Origin of the sequence: Rickettsia endosymbiont of Thecocarcelia acutangulata (genome assembly GCF_964263195.1) — a bacterium.
Classification (GTDB): Bacteria; Pseudomonadota; Alphaproteobacteria; order Rickettsiales; family Rickettsiaceae; genus Rickettsia; species Rickettsia felis.
Genome location: NZ_OZ181652.1, coordinates 182,722 through 197,963 on the forward strand (window position 1 = coordinate 182,722; position 15,242 = coordinate 197,963).

Genomic DNA, 15,242 nt, shown 5'->3' on the forward strand with positions numbered 1-15,242 from the left:
TTATTTTAAAAATATAAATTTCAATCTTGGATTGTTAAATTTTTTCTGCTATTGTGCAAATATACTACTTTAAATAATATATGTCAGAAAAAATAAAGCATGATAAGTTTTTTCAAAAAGCTTTAGCAAATCCTTTTGTTGTTAGAGAATTTTTTAATATGCATTTACCTCCGCATATAAAAGCTTTATTTTCCCCTACTACCTTAACACTGGAAAATGATAGTTTTATAGAGCCAAACCTTAAAGAATCTATCACGGATGTTTTATTTTCTGTTAAAATTAATAACAGCGAAAGTTATTTATATCTACTACTGGAACATCAAAGTAGCTCCGATCACTTTATGGCTTTTCGCTTGTTTAAATATATGTTAAATATAGCTGAGCGACATTCAAATTTGTATCCTAGCTCCAAGAAATTTCCGTTTATATATCCGTTGGTATTTTTTAATGATAATCAAAAATATACTGCTCCTTTAAATTTATGGGATTTATTTGAAAATAGTGAATTAGTAAAAGCTACTTGGAGCAATGATTATCAACTTATAGATTTACAAAATATAGCTGATGAGAAATTAAAAGAAAATCCTTGGCTAGCTGTTTTACAGATTCTAATGAAATATATTCATGAACCTAATTTATTTGATAAATGGCAAGAAATATCTAATTGTTTGACAATAGTTGCTAGTTCTAATACCGGTATTGATTATATAAAAAGTGCTTTGAGTTACTCTTTGACTAAAATAGAACAAACTGATAAAATAGAGTTAGAAAATATACTTAAAACATTTTTAAATCCTAAAGTAGAAGAGGAAATTATGGGAAGTATTGCACATCACTGGTTTCAAGAAGGTATAGAAAAAGGCATTGAAAAAGGTATACAAATCCAAAAAGCTAAAGATATGGAAGTTGTTGAATATATAGTAAAGGCAGAAAAAATTACCTTAGCTAAAAAAATGCTAACTGATAAAGAACCTATAGAAAAAATTCTAAAATATACCGGTTTAACAAAAGGAGAGATTAAAAAATTAAATTAAAATTTTCTATCTATAATCCCGCTTTGTTTTGGAAAGCAATTTCTATAGGTGATAGGTTGCCGACTTTGAAATATACTTTTTTGCCTTTTAATTTTTTAGCTACGGGAATGATATTAAAATTCTTTTTAAGTAAAATAAAATTTTCATGTTGAAGATGAGAGCGAACTAAGTTTTGCGTTGCAAATTCACCTCTTATCATTTCACTAATTTTGTAAGTATCAATATCTCATTTTTCCCATCTTTTGAATTTTATAATTTCCTGACCAAAAGCCGCCAAATTCCAATCATCATTAACTAGTGTTTCAAAATTTTTACAGTTAATAGTAAGAGAATCTGAAGCAAAACTAACAACGCTACCTATAAAAGTTCGGTTAGTTAAATTCGCTATTTTGGTATAATCTCTGCCGTCTGTAGACACGTATAAGGCTTCATTAACATTACTCTGTAAATAAACAGCTAGATAAGGCTGATCATTTCCCTCTGCTACATTTAAAGGTAAATCAAGTATAATACATTTAGCTTGTTCATTTACGGTTTTCTCAAAACCAGATAAAATATTTGCAGTAGGTAAATAATAAGAAGATAGATTATCTATAACGCCTGTAACATAAGAAGTTAGAGAAAGTAGTTGTATATTTACTATTCTAATTTGGTATTTAAGCTTGTTATAATTAAATATTAAGAAATCCCCTGGCTTAAACCCATGAAAGATTGCCGGTATTAAAAATTTAATTACCTTACTTTCAATAGAAGCATTTTTTAAAATTAATACTCCTATTCGTTCTATTTCAGGTAGCGATAAGATAATAGGGATTTTGACGTTAAGGGTAGGACTATTTGAACCTGTTTCATTACTTATATAACAATAGGAATTAGTATAATTATTAAACCTATCGATGAAATTAATACTAAGCTTGCTAATAATATTTTCTTCAGGTATTTCTGTTTGCTTTAAATAACTATTATCTGAAATTTTTATTAAGCTCTCACTGCTTAGATGCTCTAAATTATCTGCTCCTCGCTTCAGAAATTTAATATTTTCACATTCGCTTGCTATCACGTCAAAAAAGTAAAATATTCTTAGAGAATTAATAACATCTATGGTAGATAAAACTTTATTCAAAAAAAACCGTCTACCACTTCGTCAATAGTAGAAATATCGATTTTCTGTAGGTAAACACCGCTTCTAGCGGATAGCTCAAGGATTATCTCGGCAAGGTTACAAGATCCGAATTTGCCGTTAACCCAATGTCCTTTTTCCCATAAATGATTATCGCTCCAAATATTACTGTGCGGCCATGCAGGGTAGGGACGTGCATCCCAAGTCCATAAAAACATTTCTTCTAGATATTCTTGCGTTTGCCAATATTCTACAAATCCTTTAATAGCCGTACGTTGCACTGAGAAATCCGTGCCTGATGAGGAATATTTAGGGCTACCGCCGTCAGTGCATTTAGGATCAAAGAACACGTTTGGCTGATTTGGAGCTTTATCTATCGACGGAAAGCCAAATTCGGTAAACCATATTTTTTTCATTTTCGGCTGCCAAGCTGTTCGATTTCCATCAGGGTTATAATGATGATTTTCCCACCAATACTCTACGTTTTTCCAAGCATAAGCGGCAGATAGAGGTTGTTTATTACCGTTACCGTCTAAATAATAATCATATCCTTCACCGCTGTGGCAACCTTTCATAATTTCTTCTTTCGTTATCTGAGAGCTTAAAGAATTAGTTAAAGGGAAATAAGCATCTATGCCTACAAAATCGATATAAGGGGAGGCAAATAACGGATCTAAATTATACCACCCGCCGTACGTGTGATGATATTCCGACCAATCGGCAGCATAAGTAACTTGTACATTACTTCCCACTATTTCTTTTACTAAACGAGCAAGGTTTATAAGTTCATTCACTGCCGAAAAATTATTTGCCGCATCTTTTATAGAAGTTATGCCGATTAGCTCCGAGCCGATTATAAAGGCATCAACGTAATCTTTAACAAGTCTTGCATAGTGAAGAATGAAGTTATTATAACCGTCCGCTTTATGAAAAAAATTACTTACTGCATTTGCAGAACCTGTAACATGTCCACGCCACGGTTTACCTGATAAATCCATGAAAAACATTGGATAAAACATAATTTTTAAATTACGTCTTTTAAGCTCGGCTAAGTAACGCACTAAACTAGCGTCATTAACTGTGCCGCCGTAATGAGGATTGCCATGCTCATCTTTAGAGATAATTTTAGCATTTGCTCTATTATAACGACCAACTTGCCAAGTGCATGAATATGAGGTTAGAGGATCATTAAACTCTATAGCCGGTTTTATGCTACAATGACTTATATCTAAGCTATCGCCGAACCAAGAAACTACAGGTGCTATCCATTTAATGTTAGGACAGGTGTTTTGTAGCTGATTAAGGCTAAATACGCTATCTGAAATATTATAATGATTATGGGAGTTAATAGCTTCATGGCTTATAATGCCACCGTAAGAACTGCCCAAAGTTTTATATTGTATTTCCGTATCGTAAACAAATTCGCCTGATCCCGGAATCATATTAATGCTCCTGATTAAATTTTCAACTTTTGCATAATTATTAGGCAGATAAATATTGGGTTTTCTAGTTACCTCAAATGAGAAATTTGGAATAATATTTGCCGAAATCTTCTAAAGGTAATTCTTCAAATACTATGTAACTAAGCGATCTAAAAGCAGGAGTTTTACCGCTACCTAGATAGTTTTCAATTAAAGGATCGGGTAATTGCGTTTCTGATCCTTTATATAATCTAAAATTATACTTACCTAAATTTATTACCTCATCGCCTGCCCATACTCTATTAATCTCGGTAATTTCTCCTTCACAAATACTAACTGCAAAAGAAAAGAAATAGCTATATTCAGTGAAATTAGTAACAGACTTTAAGTTATGAAAATAAGGAAAATATTCTTTATGACGAGTACTATTTGCTACTTCTTTTATGTTGTCTGCCCAAATTATTTTTCCGCTAACTCTTGCAGTACCGAAAATTAGCTGTATAGGTTCGCCGTAATTTGCTGTATTATATTTAAAGCTTTCTTTAATATTTTTAATATTGTCATATTCTATCGGTTCGTGATTTAATTGATCTAAATACTCACCAAGCATTTTACCGGCAAATCTTCCTACGCTTGAAAATATACCTCCCCCAAATGTATTTCCTACGCCGCCGCCAAGCGAGCTAAAAAAACTTCCAAACATATTTACCATATTATAGTTTAATATGGATTGATATTAGCACTATGATGTGGTAACACTAATATATACTCGTTTAATTTGAAAAATTGGCTACGTTGTCTTATAAGTTCTGCGGTGCTCACGTATTAAATATACGCTATGTTCCTTGCCTTATAGACTCCTTGCTCTTTTCCAAATTAAACTTCGTCTATCCTATACAATAATAAAATTTTAAAAATTATGATGATATTCAAAAAATCTTTATTCATCTTATTATTATTTATTACTTCCCTAGTTAAAGCAGAAATTATAGAAGTAGATAACTTAGATAAAATAAAGCAAGATTTTAAAGAAAATTATAATAAAAATTATCTACCTCAGGATTTATTAGTAGTAACGGTGTTAGATGAATTTTTGTTTAAGTCTTTAGTGCCTATCGTTGAACAAATTGATAAAGATATTTATCGTACCCTAACTCCTCTTTTGCTTAATATTAATAAAAATCCAAAAGCTATTTATATAAATCAATTGATTTTAACTAATGATAGTTATAAGAAAGAATTACAAGAAGCTGATTTTCCAAATTTTGTAAATGAAATGAGTAATAGTAAAATTCCTATAATAGCAGTAAATGCTGGCTTTACCGGTAATTTTAATAATATTCCTAAATTTGAAATATGGTTTGCCGATTATTTAAAGAAAAATTTCAATATTGATTTTTCAAATAGTTTTCCAAACAATAATTATATTATTTTTAATAATTTAGACAGTTTTGCTAATACTTATCCGGTATTTTATAAGGGTATATTGACGAGTAATAATATATCGGAAGCGGAAATGATGCTTAATTTCCTTGTTCAAATGAATTTTATACCGAAATGCTTTATAATGATTAGTAGTAGCGTAGAATTGCTAAGCTCAATGGAATTTCAGCTTAATAGTTATAGTTCTAATATATTATTTATTGGTTATCATTATAATAATAAAAATGCTCCGGAAAATAAAGATGCTGCATATTATACTAAAACCATTGGTGATTTAATACCTCAAATAAATAAATTAAAAAGAAATAATCCGCCTCTAAAAACTAACAAGATAAAAGATAAAAATCCTTATGATAAAAATCAATAAAGTTTTATTGAGCTTACTTTGCTTAGTTATTTCGTGTGTAAGTTATGGTCAAATTATTCCTACTTACTCTGTAGATTCGGTAACAATGAAAAATTTATTACCGAAGATAGATGCAGATACGCTGGTACTTATAAATATAGATAATACTATTATAACACCGAAATCCAAATTATTTCGATACCGGGATAATTCTTATATAAATTTTACTAAATATTTATATAGTCTTGCAGCGGATAACGCATCAGTTAATAAAACTATTGCAAAATTGATAGTGCAGCGTCAAATGATGCTTGTTGAATCTAAATGGGTAGATTTAATTAATAAGATGAAACAGCAAGGTGCAACAGTTTTAGGTCTTCAAGAAATAACTGCTCCATGTAATTTAATTGAAAATTATGAAGGATGGTTATATACATTACTTTACGGACTCAATATTAATTTTACTAATAAAGTTAATGATAAAGATGTATTTAGATTTAATCCAAGTGATGCTGGAGCCCCTATTTTTTATTTAGGTATAATATTTACCGGTAATATAAATAGAGTAAAAACTCTTATAGAATTCTTAAAAATTATACCAAAACAACCTACAAAAATAGTAATTTTTGCAAATAATAAAAAAGATTTAGAAAATATGGACTCTTATTTAAGCATGGTTGATATAGGATATTATGGAATTGAATATTTGGGGTGGCAAATGTTACCGGGATCACCTGATCATCAAATCGCTGAGTTGCAGCAATCTACGTTTTTAAATACCGGTCAGTGGTTAGAAGATGATACCGCTAGCAAGATGTTAAATAAATAATTATGAATAACGATTTAATTAATGCTTTAAAAGATTTAATTATTAATACCGGTAGGGTTGCACTAGATATAAAAAAGGCAAGAATATTGACTGATACTAAATCAGATGGATCAGTAGTTACTAATGCTGATAAGGAAATTAGTAAAGTAATTTATCAAGCTCTACAAGTCTTAACCCCCAAAATAGCTATAGTATGTGAAGAGCAGCCGCTACCTATATTAAGCAGTGATACTTTTTGGTTAATCGATCCTATTGACGGGACACGGAGCTATGTAAACGGTAAAAATACATATACGGTAAATATAGGGCTTATTAAAAACGGTCTTCCAACTATCGGCTTGATATATCACCCTGAAACAGCAAAGCTATATTATACCGATGTACAGGGGCGGTTAAAAATCGAACAGAATTCTAAAGAAATATTTGTTAATCATGAACCTAAACATGAAGAGCTTAATGCGGTAATAGGTTTTTATAATACAAATAAAGCTACTAAAGAATTTTTAAATAAATATTCATTTGGTCAAATAAATGCAATAGGTAGTTCAATTAAACTATGCTTAATTGCTGAAGGAGCAGCTGATATATATCCAAAATTCGGTCAAACTATGGAATGGGACATAGCGGCAGGTCACGCTTTAATTAAAGCCGGCGGCGGTAATATTTTAGATTGCAACGGACAAGAAATTACTTACGGTAAAGAAAATTTTGCTAACCCCAATTTTTTCGCCTGTAGTAAATATTGGTTGGAAAGGGAGATTCCTAATGTCATTCCTGCGAAAGCAGGAATCTAGTAAAACATATAAAAAACTTATTTTTTATATGTTTATTTTATCAAATATACAATTTTTGTACTGTGTCACTCCGTGGCTTGCTAACTAGGTCCACAAAAACAATAAAAAATACTAATAATTTTAGTATTTTTAACTGGATCCCGTGGCTTGACCACGGGATGACAGAGGTAAAATTGATATACATAACAATACCAGCTCGCAATGACGAAGAAGCCACAACCCACATCAAACTAACTTCTTTAACTCATAAATCAATTCAAGTGCTTCTTTAGGGGATAGTTTATCAGGGTCGATAGTTCTAAATTGTTCATCTAATTTGCTGCTTATAGTAGTTTTATTAGGCTCAAGATTAAACAAACTCAAATTATTTGATTCCGTCGATAAGATATTTTTTCCTTTACCGGTAGAAGTTTTCTCAAATTTAAGTAGAATCTGCTCAGCTCTATTTATAACGCTGGCAGGGAGTCCTGCTAAAGCTGCAACATGAATACCGTAAGATCTATCGGCAGCACCTGATATAATATTGTGCAAAAACAGAATATCTTTACCTAACTCTTCAATCGTAATAGTATAATTTTGTAAAGCCGGCAGAAAATTACTCATAGCGGTAAGTTCATGATAGTGCGTTGCAAACAAACAACGACATTTTAGCTTGTCATGGATATATTCAAGCACCGACCACGCTATAGATACACCGTCATAAGTGGATGTGCCTCTACCTACCTCATCAAGTATTATTAGTGAGTTTTTTGTAGATTGAGCAAGAATCGCCGAGGTTTCAAGCATCTCTGCCATAAAGGTTGATTGCCCCTTAATTAAGTCATCAGCGGCACCTATTCGGCTAAATATCTTGTCGACTACTCCTATTTTGGCACTTTTAGCAGGCACAAACGAACCTATTTGAGCAATGATTGCAATAATGGCGTTTTGACGTAAAAAAGTACTTTTACCTGCCATATTAGGACCGGTAATTAACCAAATACGCTCAAACTCCGATAAATGACAATCATTATATACAAAGCTTTTGCTTTCTCGCTTTAGTGCTTTCTCTACTACAGGATGCCGTCCTTTAACGATATCAAAGCTTAAATCATCGGTAAATTCAGGCTTAACATAATCATATTCATCAGCGATGTAAGCAAAATTACAAAATACGTCAAGTCCGCTTAAGGAGCTTGCAAGCATTCGTAAATAGGAAGCTTTTTCGATTACTTGGTTACAAATATCCGCATATAATTCTTTTTCCAAGCTTATTACTAAGGTTTTAGCGTTGACTAACTCGCTTTCAAGCTTTTGTAGTTCAGTAGTAGTGTAACGGACATTATTAACCGTTGTTTGACGGTGAATAAATTTGGGATCAAGGATTTTATTAACATTTTTAGCGGTAATATCGATAAAAAGCCCTATAACATTATTATGAGATATTTTTAAACTGTCTATGCCCGTTTCTTTACGATATTGATCTTTTAGCTTTTCAATATGTAATTTCCCGTTATTAATTAAATCATGTAATTGGGCTACTTTCGGATGGTATTCATATTTTATTATACCTCCGTCATTTAAATTATTCGGTGCATCTTCTCTTATGCTCTCGTCTATTAAATTATATAATTCTGCATCACCTGATAGAGGTTTAATAATTTTTTCGATAAAATCAGGTAAATTAAAACCGTAAGCGTCAAAAAATACTCCTTTAATAATCGTTGCAGCTTCCAAGGTATATTTAATACTAAGTAAATCACGACCTGAACTTCTGTTCATTGTAATACGTGTTAGGCAGCGTTCTATATCACTAGTTTTTTTTAGAAGTTCTCTAATTCTTTTTACTATTTCTAAGTTGGAATAAAAGAACTCGGTAATATTTAAACGATGATTTATTTTAGCAATGTTGGTTAAAGGACTTGAAAGAAAATTATATAGTAAACGTCCGCCTTGTTTAGTAACCGTATGATTGAGAGTGTTTAGTAAACTTCCTTTCAGGGTCCCTTGTGAGTTTATTACAATTTCAAGGTTGCGTCTAGTTGCGAAATCAATAGTCATATAGCTATGAAAATTGATAATTCTAGGGATTGGTAAATGAGGAATATTTTGTTTTTGCGTTAATGATAAATATTCTAAAATGCTACCTATAGCACAAATTTGACTGCTAGATATCTCACCGATTCCTTTAATATCTTTCATTTTATAAAAGTCTAAAATGATTTTTTCACATTTATTAATCGCAAAAAAACTATCAACCTGATAGGTAATACGAAAATTTAATTGTTTGAAAATACTATCCGCAAGACTCGAAGATCTTAGATTTTCGCTAAGTAAAATTTCACGAGGCTTTAAACGAGCCAGCTCATTAAGAATTTCCGCTTCCGGTACATTAACTACAAAAATTTCGGAAGTAGAAAGATCAACATAACAAAGGCTAGACGTTTCTTTATTTTTCGTTATTGCGAGACTTGCTAAATAATTAGGTTCGGCTGAAGCAATTAAATTTTCTTCAATTATAGTTCCTGGAGTTATAATACGTGTAACGTCTCTAGTAACTACCGCTTTATAGCCGCCTCTATTTTTTGCCTCTTCAGGGGTTTCAAGCTGGTCACAAATAGCAACCTTATAATTTTCTTCAATTAACTTAGTTAAATAATTCTCAAGAGCATGATAAGGTACTCCGCACATCGCAATTGCTTCTTCACCGTTTTTGCCTCTTTTTGTTAAGGCAATACCGAGTACATTGCTGGCTAAGATTGCATCCTCATAGAACATCTCGTAAAAATCACCCATTCTAAATAGTAGTAAACAATCTAAATGAGCAAATTTAATGTCTAGATATTGCTGCATCATTTTCGTTGCAACATCATAATTATATTTTTGTTTAAACTCTTGAAGATTCATATTAAGCAAAGCCATATATTGGTTTATCAAAATATATAGGAATGTCTCATTAAGTTAAATATATATTTTTTAGGAAGAATTAATTATAATGCTGCATTATTAAATTATTTCTGCTATTATTAATTTATACTGAAAATATTTAAATTAGATCATTATGAAAGCACAACTTGTATCTCTCACTAATAGAGGGCAAATGACAATTCCAAGTTATATTAGAGAGAAATTAAATTTATCTACAGGAAGTAAGTTAGAGCTAATAGTGCAAGATAATTCTTTTATGGTAATACCTATAAATAAATCAGTTAAAAACTTGAAACATATTTTACCAAAACCTAAAAATACTCTAACTATAGATGAAATGAATGAAATTATTAAAGGTTCTTATGATAGGAATTGATACAAATATTCTCATTTGTTACTTAACCGGAGACGATAAGGTACAAAGCATTAAGGCTATAGAATTAATAGAAAAATATTCCGGTAAAGAAAATTCAATATTTATAAATAATATAGTTATATGTGAATTAGTTTGGGTGCTAGAAAGAGGTTATAAATATTCAAAAGGGCAAATAATTTCGGTATTAAAGGAAATATTTAGTACAGTTGAATTTAGTTTTGAGAATCAACAAGTCTTGTGGTTATCTGTTTTAGAATATGAAAATTATAAAACAGATTTTTCCGATATATTAATAGGTAAGCTAAATATATTTAACGGTTGTAATTATACCGTTACTTTTGATAAAGCCGCAAGCGAATTAACAATGTTTAGGCTATTACACACTATTTGCTCTTAATAAGCTTATAACGTGTAGCTTTTCCTTGTCCAAGACGCTCTAAACGTTTTAAATTAGATAATTTTTTTATTATAGATTCAACTGTTCTCTCAGGAAAACCAAGTGCATTTACAGCATCTTTACGACTAAATTCGTTAATTTCTTTTGTATTAATCCAATTCCACATCATTAATTGTTTTGCAGATAATAAATACTCTATATTGTCATTTTTAATTATTTGTAATGCTCTAGTACTTTGTGATTTAACCACATTTAGAAAAAAAATCAACCAAGCGGTAATATCTTCTGATTTTGTCTTCCATGTAGCTTGAGTTTTATTAAGTGCCATATAATAATCAATTTTATTTGCTTCAATAATGTGTTCATGAGAAATAATCTGAACAAACAAATAACCATGTTTTAAAAGCAATAAATTAGTTAGTAATCTGCTTGTTCTACCATTTCCGTCCTGAAATGGGTGAATTGCTAAATACTCAAAAATAAAATTAGCAATAATGATTAAAGGGTGCTTAGTTTTACTATCAACCGTCCAATTGTACCAATCTATTAACTCCTGCATTTCTTTTTTTACTAGATAAGGTGGAGTTGGATCAAATATCGTACCGACTACATTGCCATTATGATCTTTTGCTTCTACACGATTTGATCCAAATTTATAATTTCCTTTATGTCTTGCGTCTTTTTCACTATGAACCAACATATCACTATGTAACTTTAATATAAATGATTCCGTAATACTAATTTCTTCATAATTATTAAAGATAAATTCAAGACACTTTAAATATCCGACTATTTCTTGCTCATCACGAGTCTTAAATTTTTTAACACTTAGATTTTTATATAGATTTTCTACTTGTTCATCAGTAAGTTTATTACCTTCAATACGATTGGAGGAGCCGGTTGAAGTGATAATTACTGAACGTGTAAGACGATCTAGTGTTTGAGGTAAGATTTGTCCCGTAATATACCAACTATTTTTTACTCCTTCAATTTCAGAAATTTTTGTATAAATTTCTTCAATTACTGAAGGATTAAGATTTAGTCTTTTATGTATACGAAAATCTTGTAGATTCATTTCACTATTTTTACATGAGTACTATGTGAAATAATGTCAGATAATGTGAGTAAAGTCAATATATTTTTATTAGACTTCTTGCAAACGACCTCTAATAAGGAGGAATTTGTAGGAGACACTTCACTGCGAACCGCAACGTATATAGACATACGTGAGGATTCGAGTCTAGGCTCGACGCACAAATTACCCTTAGAAGCAAGTTATGCAAGAAGTCTATTTTATTTTTAACAATCTAACATTATGTCTACCGCCTTCAAATTTAGTGGTTAAAAACTTATCTATAATATTAAATACTATTTTGTGATCTACGGTTTTTGCTCCGAGTATCAAGATATTAGCATCATTATGAGCTTTAGCATTTTCGGCAGTTAATATATCATTACACAAAGCAGCTCTTATTTCCGAGCTACGATTAGCGGCTATAGACATACCAATTCCTGTATCACTAATTAAAATACCGATAGGAGCCGATTTTTCAATAATAATATCTACTACTTTCTTAGCATAATCAGGATAATCTACGGTTTGTGTATTATTCGTTCCGCAGTCATAAACCTTTAAAGATTTCTGCTCTAAATAATTGATAATTTCAGACTTAAGCTCATAACCTGAGTGATCACTAGCTATGACAATATTATAAGTTTTCATAGTTAATTTTTTGATGGAAAATAATGATAAAAATTATATACTATGTAAGATTTGTTTTCTAATGTAAATAATAGTTTTGTTAAATATATGAAATATCCTGTTGCACTTAGTATTGTTATATGTTTTTGTTTAGTTGCTTGTGTTGAACAGCTGCCTGCTCCAATTGAGTATAAAGTAGGAGATGTTACTGCAAATAATAATTCTACCGAATTAGAACACGATGAGGGGTTGATAGTTCAAAGAACTATGGAAGACGATTCCGTATCAGAAAAAGTTAGCGGTAGACTTGAAGAACCAAAGGCAAAAATTATAGAAGATGATAATGATGATAATGATGATAATGAGATTCCTATATCTCGGAATGAAGATGAAGAAGAGATAGAGCAGTCAAGCTTTGTAAAACCGTTAAACGGGGTAATTATTACCGAGTTTAAAGCCGGTAAAAGTAAGGGGATAGATATTGCCGCTAAAGAATATAGCGAAGTTAAATCGATAGAGGCAGGAACGGTAATATATTCAGGTTTTAATAAACAATTCGGTAATTTAGTAATAGTTAAGTTAGATAAAGACGATTTAGAAGTAGCATATGCGAGTTTAGACGATTTGTTACTTAAAAAAGGTGATAAAATTACTAAAAATAGTGTTATCGGACATGTAGAACATAAGTTATATTTTGCGATGCGTAAAAACAAAATAGCGGTTGATCCGAGTAAATATATAGAATTTTAAATGGAAGATTTTATTACTCTTACTAAATACGGTGAACCTCAAAATGTTATAGTAAGGAGGAGTGGTAAAGCTAAAAATATAGCCATACGAATTACGCCTAAAGGTGCAGAGCTTGTATTGCCTCTTAAGGCAAAGCTAGAGAAAGGTCATAATTTTCTGTTAAGTAAAGAATATTGGGTTAGGCAAAAATTACGTCGTAATGTAACTGTGATACCAAAGGATGAAGATAAGATTTCTATTTTGGGAAAATCTTATGAAATAATACATATTGATTCGTCTAAAAATCAGATAAAACTAAATGATTCTACGTTAGTAAGTATATTGCAGTACGGTACTAAAAAAACTTAGTATAGAAGTATTTCTTAAAAAGACATTATTAGCAGAAATAAAAATAATAGTAGAGAATATATCTAAAAAACATAATTTGACTTATTCCAATATTAGAATAATGGAAAATGTTACTCGCTGGGGAAGCTGTTGTAGCAAAGGGAATCTTGCTTTTAATTGGCGAGTAGTTTTTGCTCCCTTTGAAGTATTGAAATATTTAGTAGCTCATGAAATGGCACATTTAAAAGAAATGAATCATAGCGAAAATTTTTGGGAGTTAGTTGAGGATATATATCCTGAATACCAACCGGCAAAATTATGGCTAAAAAGAAACGGTAAGAATTTATATAATTATTTGTCGTGAAATAAAAAGGTAAAATATATGAACCATTTAGTTACAAATGAAGAATCTAAATATATAAATAAGCTAATTGATGAAGTTACGCTATATCATCAACCAACTTTAATAAAAGGAAAAAGGAATAATGCTATATTAATTTCTGAAGAAGATTGGGAAGATATACAAGAAACTTTACTAGTATCGTCAAATAAAAAATTAAGTGAGTCTTTACTTAAAGGCAAAAATACCCCTTACTCTGAGTGTAGTACAAAATTAGATTAGTTATAGTGTATACATTATATTATACGCATGATGCGAAAAAAGATTTTAAGAAAATTATAAAATCAAATCATAAAGAGATTTGCTTACAGTTTTTAGAGTTAATAGCTCAAAATCCTTTTCAAACTCCACCTCCATATAAAAAGCTTTTAGGAGTACATTCAGGGATGTATTCATGAAGAATTAATATACAACATAGATTATTTTATGAAGTTGATGAAAAAAATAAAAGAATAAAAGTATTAAAAATGTGGAATCATTATTATGATAATTAAAGAATACAGAGGATAGAATGCACAACACCACAAAAAGAGTAACAGTTCCGGCACTTGAAGAAATCTTATACGAGCCTATAAAAGTGTTAGATCACGGCTTTATTAGAGTTATCGACTATATGGGGGATGATAGTGCTATAGTACAAGCGGCTCGTGTTTCTTACGGTAAGGGTACGAAGCAGCTAAACCAAGATAAAGGGCTGATAAACTACTTGCTTCGTCATTATCATAACACTCCTTTTGAGATGTGTGACATCAAATTTCACATTAAGCTACCGATATTTATTGCAAGACAATGGATTAGGCATAGAACAGCTAGTGTTAACGAATATTCGGCAAGATATTCTATTTTAGGCAACGAATTTTATTTACCAGAACCGGCAAATATTGCTTCCCAATCTGCCGTAAATAAACAATGTAGAGAAAGTGATAGTTTGCCAAAAGAAGTGGCTGAAAAGGTTCTTGCAATCTTAGAGGAAGATGCTAAGCAGTGTTACGGGCATTATAAGGAGCTGATGAATGCCGATGAAGAGGGTAATATTATAGATAAGAATACTACGGGGATAGCAAGAGAGCTTGCCCGTATAAATTTAACTTTAAATTATTATACGGAATGGTATTGGAAAATTAATTTACATAATTTGCTTCATTTCTTAAGATTGCGTGCCGCCCCTCACGCACAATATGAAATTAGAGTTTATGCCGAAAAGATGCTTGAGATAGTCAAAGCTTGGGTTCCTTTTACTTACGAAGCTTTTGAGGAATATCGTTTGCAGGGAGCAAATATTTCACGTAAAGGCTTGGATGTAATTAAAAGAATGATAAACGGCGAAAAAGTTACCCATGAAACTAGTGGTATGACTAAAAGAGAGTGGGAAGAGTTAATGAAGATTTTTGGATAA

General features: G+C 30.9%; 15 protein-coding genes and 3 pseudogenes. 11 read left to right on the forward strand and 7 right to left on the reverse strand.

The genetic code is table 11. From position 1 onward, the window contains the following. Nucleotides 1–80 precede the first annotated feature (80 nt). Nucleotides 81–1,034 carry an Rpn family recombination-promoting nuclease/putative transposase gene (locus tag ACE38Q_RS00960; protein WP_500189735.1) on the forward strand — a complete coding sequence of 318 codons (954 nt, stop codon included), beginning with the start codon at nt 81–83 and terminating at the stop codon, nt 1,032–1,034. Nucleotides 1,035–1,044: 10 nt separating this feature from the next. Here ACE38Q_RS00960 and ACE38Q_RS00965 read toward each other — a convergent pair whose 3' ends face one another. The 4 genes and pseudogenes from ACE38Q_RS00965 to ACE38Q_RS00980 form a co-directional block, all read right to left on the reverse strand. Continuing rightward, on the reverse strand, nt 1,045–1,233 hold the full coding sequence (locus ACE38Q_RS00965) for a hypothetical protein (RefSeq protein WP_500189736.1): 189 nt from the start codon (nt 1,231–1,233) through the stop codon (nt 1,045–1,047). A 27-nt stretch (nt 1,234–1,260) separates the two neighbouring features. After that, nucleotides 1,261–2,157: a phage tail protein gene (locus ACE38Q_RS00970; RefSeq protein WP_500189737.1), complete on the reverse strand. Its 897-nt coding sequence runs from the start codon at nt 2,155–2,157 to the stop codon at nt 1,261–1,263. After that, complete coding sequence (locus ACE38Q_RS00975) at nt 2,154–3,596, reverse strand: baseplate megatron protein TIM-barrel domain-containing protein (protein WP_500189738.1); 1,443 nt, start codon at nt 3,594–3,596, stop codon at nt 2,154–2,156. Before ACE38Q_RS00975 ends, ACE38Q_RS00970 begins: the two co-directional genes overlap by 4 nt. A 424-nt stretch (nt 3,597–4,020) precedes the next feature. Further along, nucleotides 4,021–4,278, reverse strand: a pseudogene (locus tag ACE38Q_RS00980) (host specificity protein); the annotation flags it as partial. Nucleotides 4,279–4,500: 222 nt separating this feature from the next. Between ACE38Q_RS00980 and ACE38Q_RS00985 the strand changes: the two are divergent. Genes ACE38Q_RS00985 through ACE38Q_RS00995 form a run of 3 tightly spaced genes read left to right on the forward strand, consistent with a single transcriptional unit; the run spans nt 4,501 to nt 6,987 of the window. Continuing rightward, nucleotides 4,501–5,385 carry a DUF2608 domain-containing protein gene (locus ACE38Q_RS00985; RefSeq protein ID WP_500191182.1) on the forward strand — a complete coding sequence of 295 codons (885 nt, stop codon included), beginning with the start codon at nt 4,501–4,503 and terminating at the stop codon, nt 5,383–5,385. Continuing rightward, nucleotides 5,369–6,193, forward strand: a complete 825-nt coding sequence (locus ACE38Q_RS00990; RefSeq protein ID WP_500189739.1) for a DUF2608 domain-containing protein — start codon at nt 5,369–5,371, stop codon at nt 6,191–6,193. The genes ACE38Q_RS00985 and ACE38Q_RS00990 overlap by 17 nt, the downstream gene beginning before the upstream one ends. 2 nt (nt 6,194–6,195) lie before the next feature. Continuing rightward, entirely contained in the window at nt 6,196–6,987 is a 792-nt protein-coding gene (locus tag ACE38Q_RS00995; protein ID WP_500189740.1) for a 3'(2'),5'-bisphosphate nucleotidase CysQ family protein, read from the forward strand. A gap of 225 nt (nt 6,988–7,212) precedes the next feature. Here the strand turns inward: ACE38Q_RS00995 and mutS are convergent, their stop codons facing one another. Then, on the reverse strand, nt 7,213–9,873 hold the full coding sequence (mutS, locus tag ACE38Q_RS01000; protein WP_500189741.1) for a DNA mismatch repair protein MutS: 2,661 nt from the start codon (nt 9,871–9,873) through the stop codon (nt 7,213–7,215). Between the two features lie 154 nt (nt 9,874–10,027). Between mutS and ACE38Q_RS01005 the strand changes: the two genes are divergently transcribed. Together ACE38Q_RS01005 and ACE38Q_RS01010 are read left to right on the forward strand one after the other, a co-directional pair. Beyond that, a complete protein-coding gene (locus tag ACE38Q_RS01005) occupies nt 10,028–10,270 on the forward strand; it encodes an AbrB/MazE/SpoVT family DNA-binding domain-containing protein (protein WP_045812545.1) in 243 nt (80 codons plus the stop codon). Continuing rightward, nucleotides 10,257–10,667, forward strand: coding sequence for a type II toxin-antitoxin system VapC family toxin (locus ACE38Q_RS01010; RefSeq protein ID WP_500189742.1), 411 nt, complete (start codon nt 10,257–10,259; stop codon nt 10,665–10,667). The genes ACE38Q_RS01005 and ACE38Q_RS01010 overlap by 14 nt, the downstream gene beginning before the upstream one ends. On the opposite strand, the gene ACE38Q_RS01015 is transcribed toward ACE38Q_RS01010, so the two are convergent. After that, nucleotides 10,654–11,742 (reverse strand): Fic family protein, encoded by a 1,089-nt coding sequence (locus ACE38Q_RS01015; RefSeq protein WP_500189743.1) that lies wholly within the window; start codon nt 11,740–11,742, stop codon nt 10,654–10,656. The genes ACE38Q_RS01010 and ACE38Q_RS01015 overlap by 14 nt on opposite strands. 33 nt (nt 11,743–11,775) lie before the next feature. On the opposite strand from ACE38Q_RS01015, the pseudogene ACE38Q_RS01020 reads away from it, so the two are divergent. Then, nucleotides 11,776–11,964 (forward strand): annotated as a pseudogene (locus tag ACE38Q_RS01020) (palindromic element RPE1 domain-containing protein); the annotation flags it as partial. Here the strand turns inward: ACE38Q_RS01020 and rpiB are convergent. Continuing rightward, nucleotides 11,956–12,390, reverse strand: coding sequence for a ribose 5-phosphate isomerase B (rpiB, locus tag ACE38Q_RS01025; RefSeq protein WP_500189744.1), 435 nt, complete (start codon nt 12,388–12,390; stop codon nt 11,956–11,958). The pseudogene ACE38Q_RS01020 and the gene rpiB overlap by 9 nt on opposite strands. A gap of 51 nt (nt 12,391–12,441) precedes the next feature. Here rpiB and ACE38Q_RS01030 point away from each other — a divergent pair, with 51 nt between their 5' ends. From ACE38Q_RS01030 to thyX, 4 genes and pseudogenes are all read left to right on the forward strand, one after another. Then, complete coding sequence (locus ACE38Q_RS01030; RefSeq protein ID WP_500189745.1) at nt 12,442–13,119, forward strand: murein hydrolase activator EnvC family protein; 678 nt, start codon at nt 12,442–12,444, stop codon at nt 13,117–13,119. Continuing rightward, nucleotides 13,120–13,810 (forward strand): annotated as a pseudogene (locus ACE38Q_RS01035) (M48 family metallopeptidase). It begins immediately after the preceding gene. 18 nt (nt 13,811–13,828) lie between these two features. Beyond that, nucleotides 13,829–14,068 carry a type II toxin-antitoxin system Phd/YefM family antitoxin gene (locus ACE38Q_RS01040; protein WP_040257406.1) on the forward strand — a complete coding sequence of 80 codons (240 nt, stop codon included), beginning with the start codon at nt 13,829–13,831 and terminating at the stop codon, nt 14,066–14,068. 289 nt (nt 14,069–14,357) lie between these two features. Next, on the forward strand, nt 14,358–15,242 hold the full coding sequence (thyX, locus tag ACE38Q_RS01045; protein WP_500189746.1) for an FAD-dependent thymidylate synthase: 885 nt from the start codon (nt 14,358–14,360) through the stop codon (nt 15,240–15,242).

Excerpts from the sequence above, each read along its gene's own strand:
- ACE38Q_RS01015 (WP_500189743.1), bottom strand. The coding sequence starts at position 11,742 with ATGAATCTACAAGATTTTCGTATACATAAAAGACTAAATCTTAATCCT.
- ACE38Q_RS00960 (WP_500189735.1), top strand. The coding sequence starts at position 81 with ATGTCAGAAAAAATAAAGCATGATAAGTTTTTTCAAAAAGCTTTAGCA.
- ACE38Q_RS00965 (WP_500189736.1), bottom strand. The coding sequence starts at position 1,233 with ATGATAAGAGGTGAATTTGCAACGCAAAACTTAGTTCGCTCTCATCTT.
- mutS (WP_500189741.1), bottom strand. The coding sequence starts at position 9,873 with ATGAATCTTCAAGAGTTTAAACAAAAATATAATTATGATGTTGCAACG.
- ACE38Q_RS00975 (WP_500189738.1), bottom strand. The coding sequence starts at position 3,596 with ATGATTCCGGGATCAGGCGAATTTGTTTACGATACGGAAATACAATAT.
- ACE38Q_RS01010 (WP_500189742.1), top strand. The coding sequence starts at position 10,257 with ATGATAGGAATTGATACAAATATTCTCATTTGTTACTTAACCGGAGAC.
- thyX (WP_500189746.1), top strand. The coding sequence starts at position 14,358 with ATGCACAACACCACAAAAAGAGTAACAGTTCCGGCACTTGAAGAAATC.
- ACE38Q_RS01005 (WP_045812545.1), top strand. The coding sequence starts at position 10,028 with ATGAAAGCACAACTTGTATCTCTCACTAATAGAGGGCAAATGACAATT.
- ACE38Q_RS00990 (WP_500189739.1), top strand. The coding sequence starts at position 5,369 with ATGATAAAAATCAATAAAGTTTTATTGAGCTTACTTTGCTTAGTTATT.
- ACE38Q_RS00995 (WP_500189740.1), top strand. The coding sequence starts at position 6,196 with ATGAATAACGATTTAATTAATGCTTTAAAAGATTTAATTATTAATACC.
- rpiB (WP_500189744.1), bottom strand. The coding sequence starts at position 12,390 with ATGAAAACTTATAATATTGTCATAGCTAGTGATCACTCAGGTTATGAG.
- ACE38Q_RS01040 (WP_040257406.1), top strand. The coding sequence starts at position 13,829 with ATGAACCATTTAGTTACAAATGAAGAATCTAAATATATAAATAAGCTA.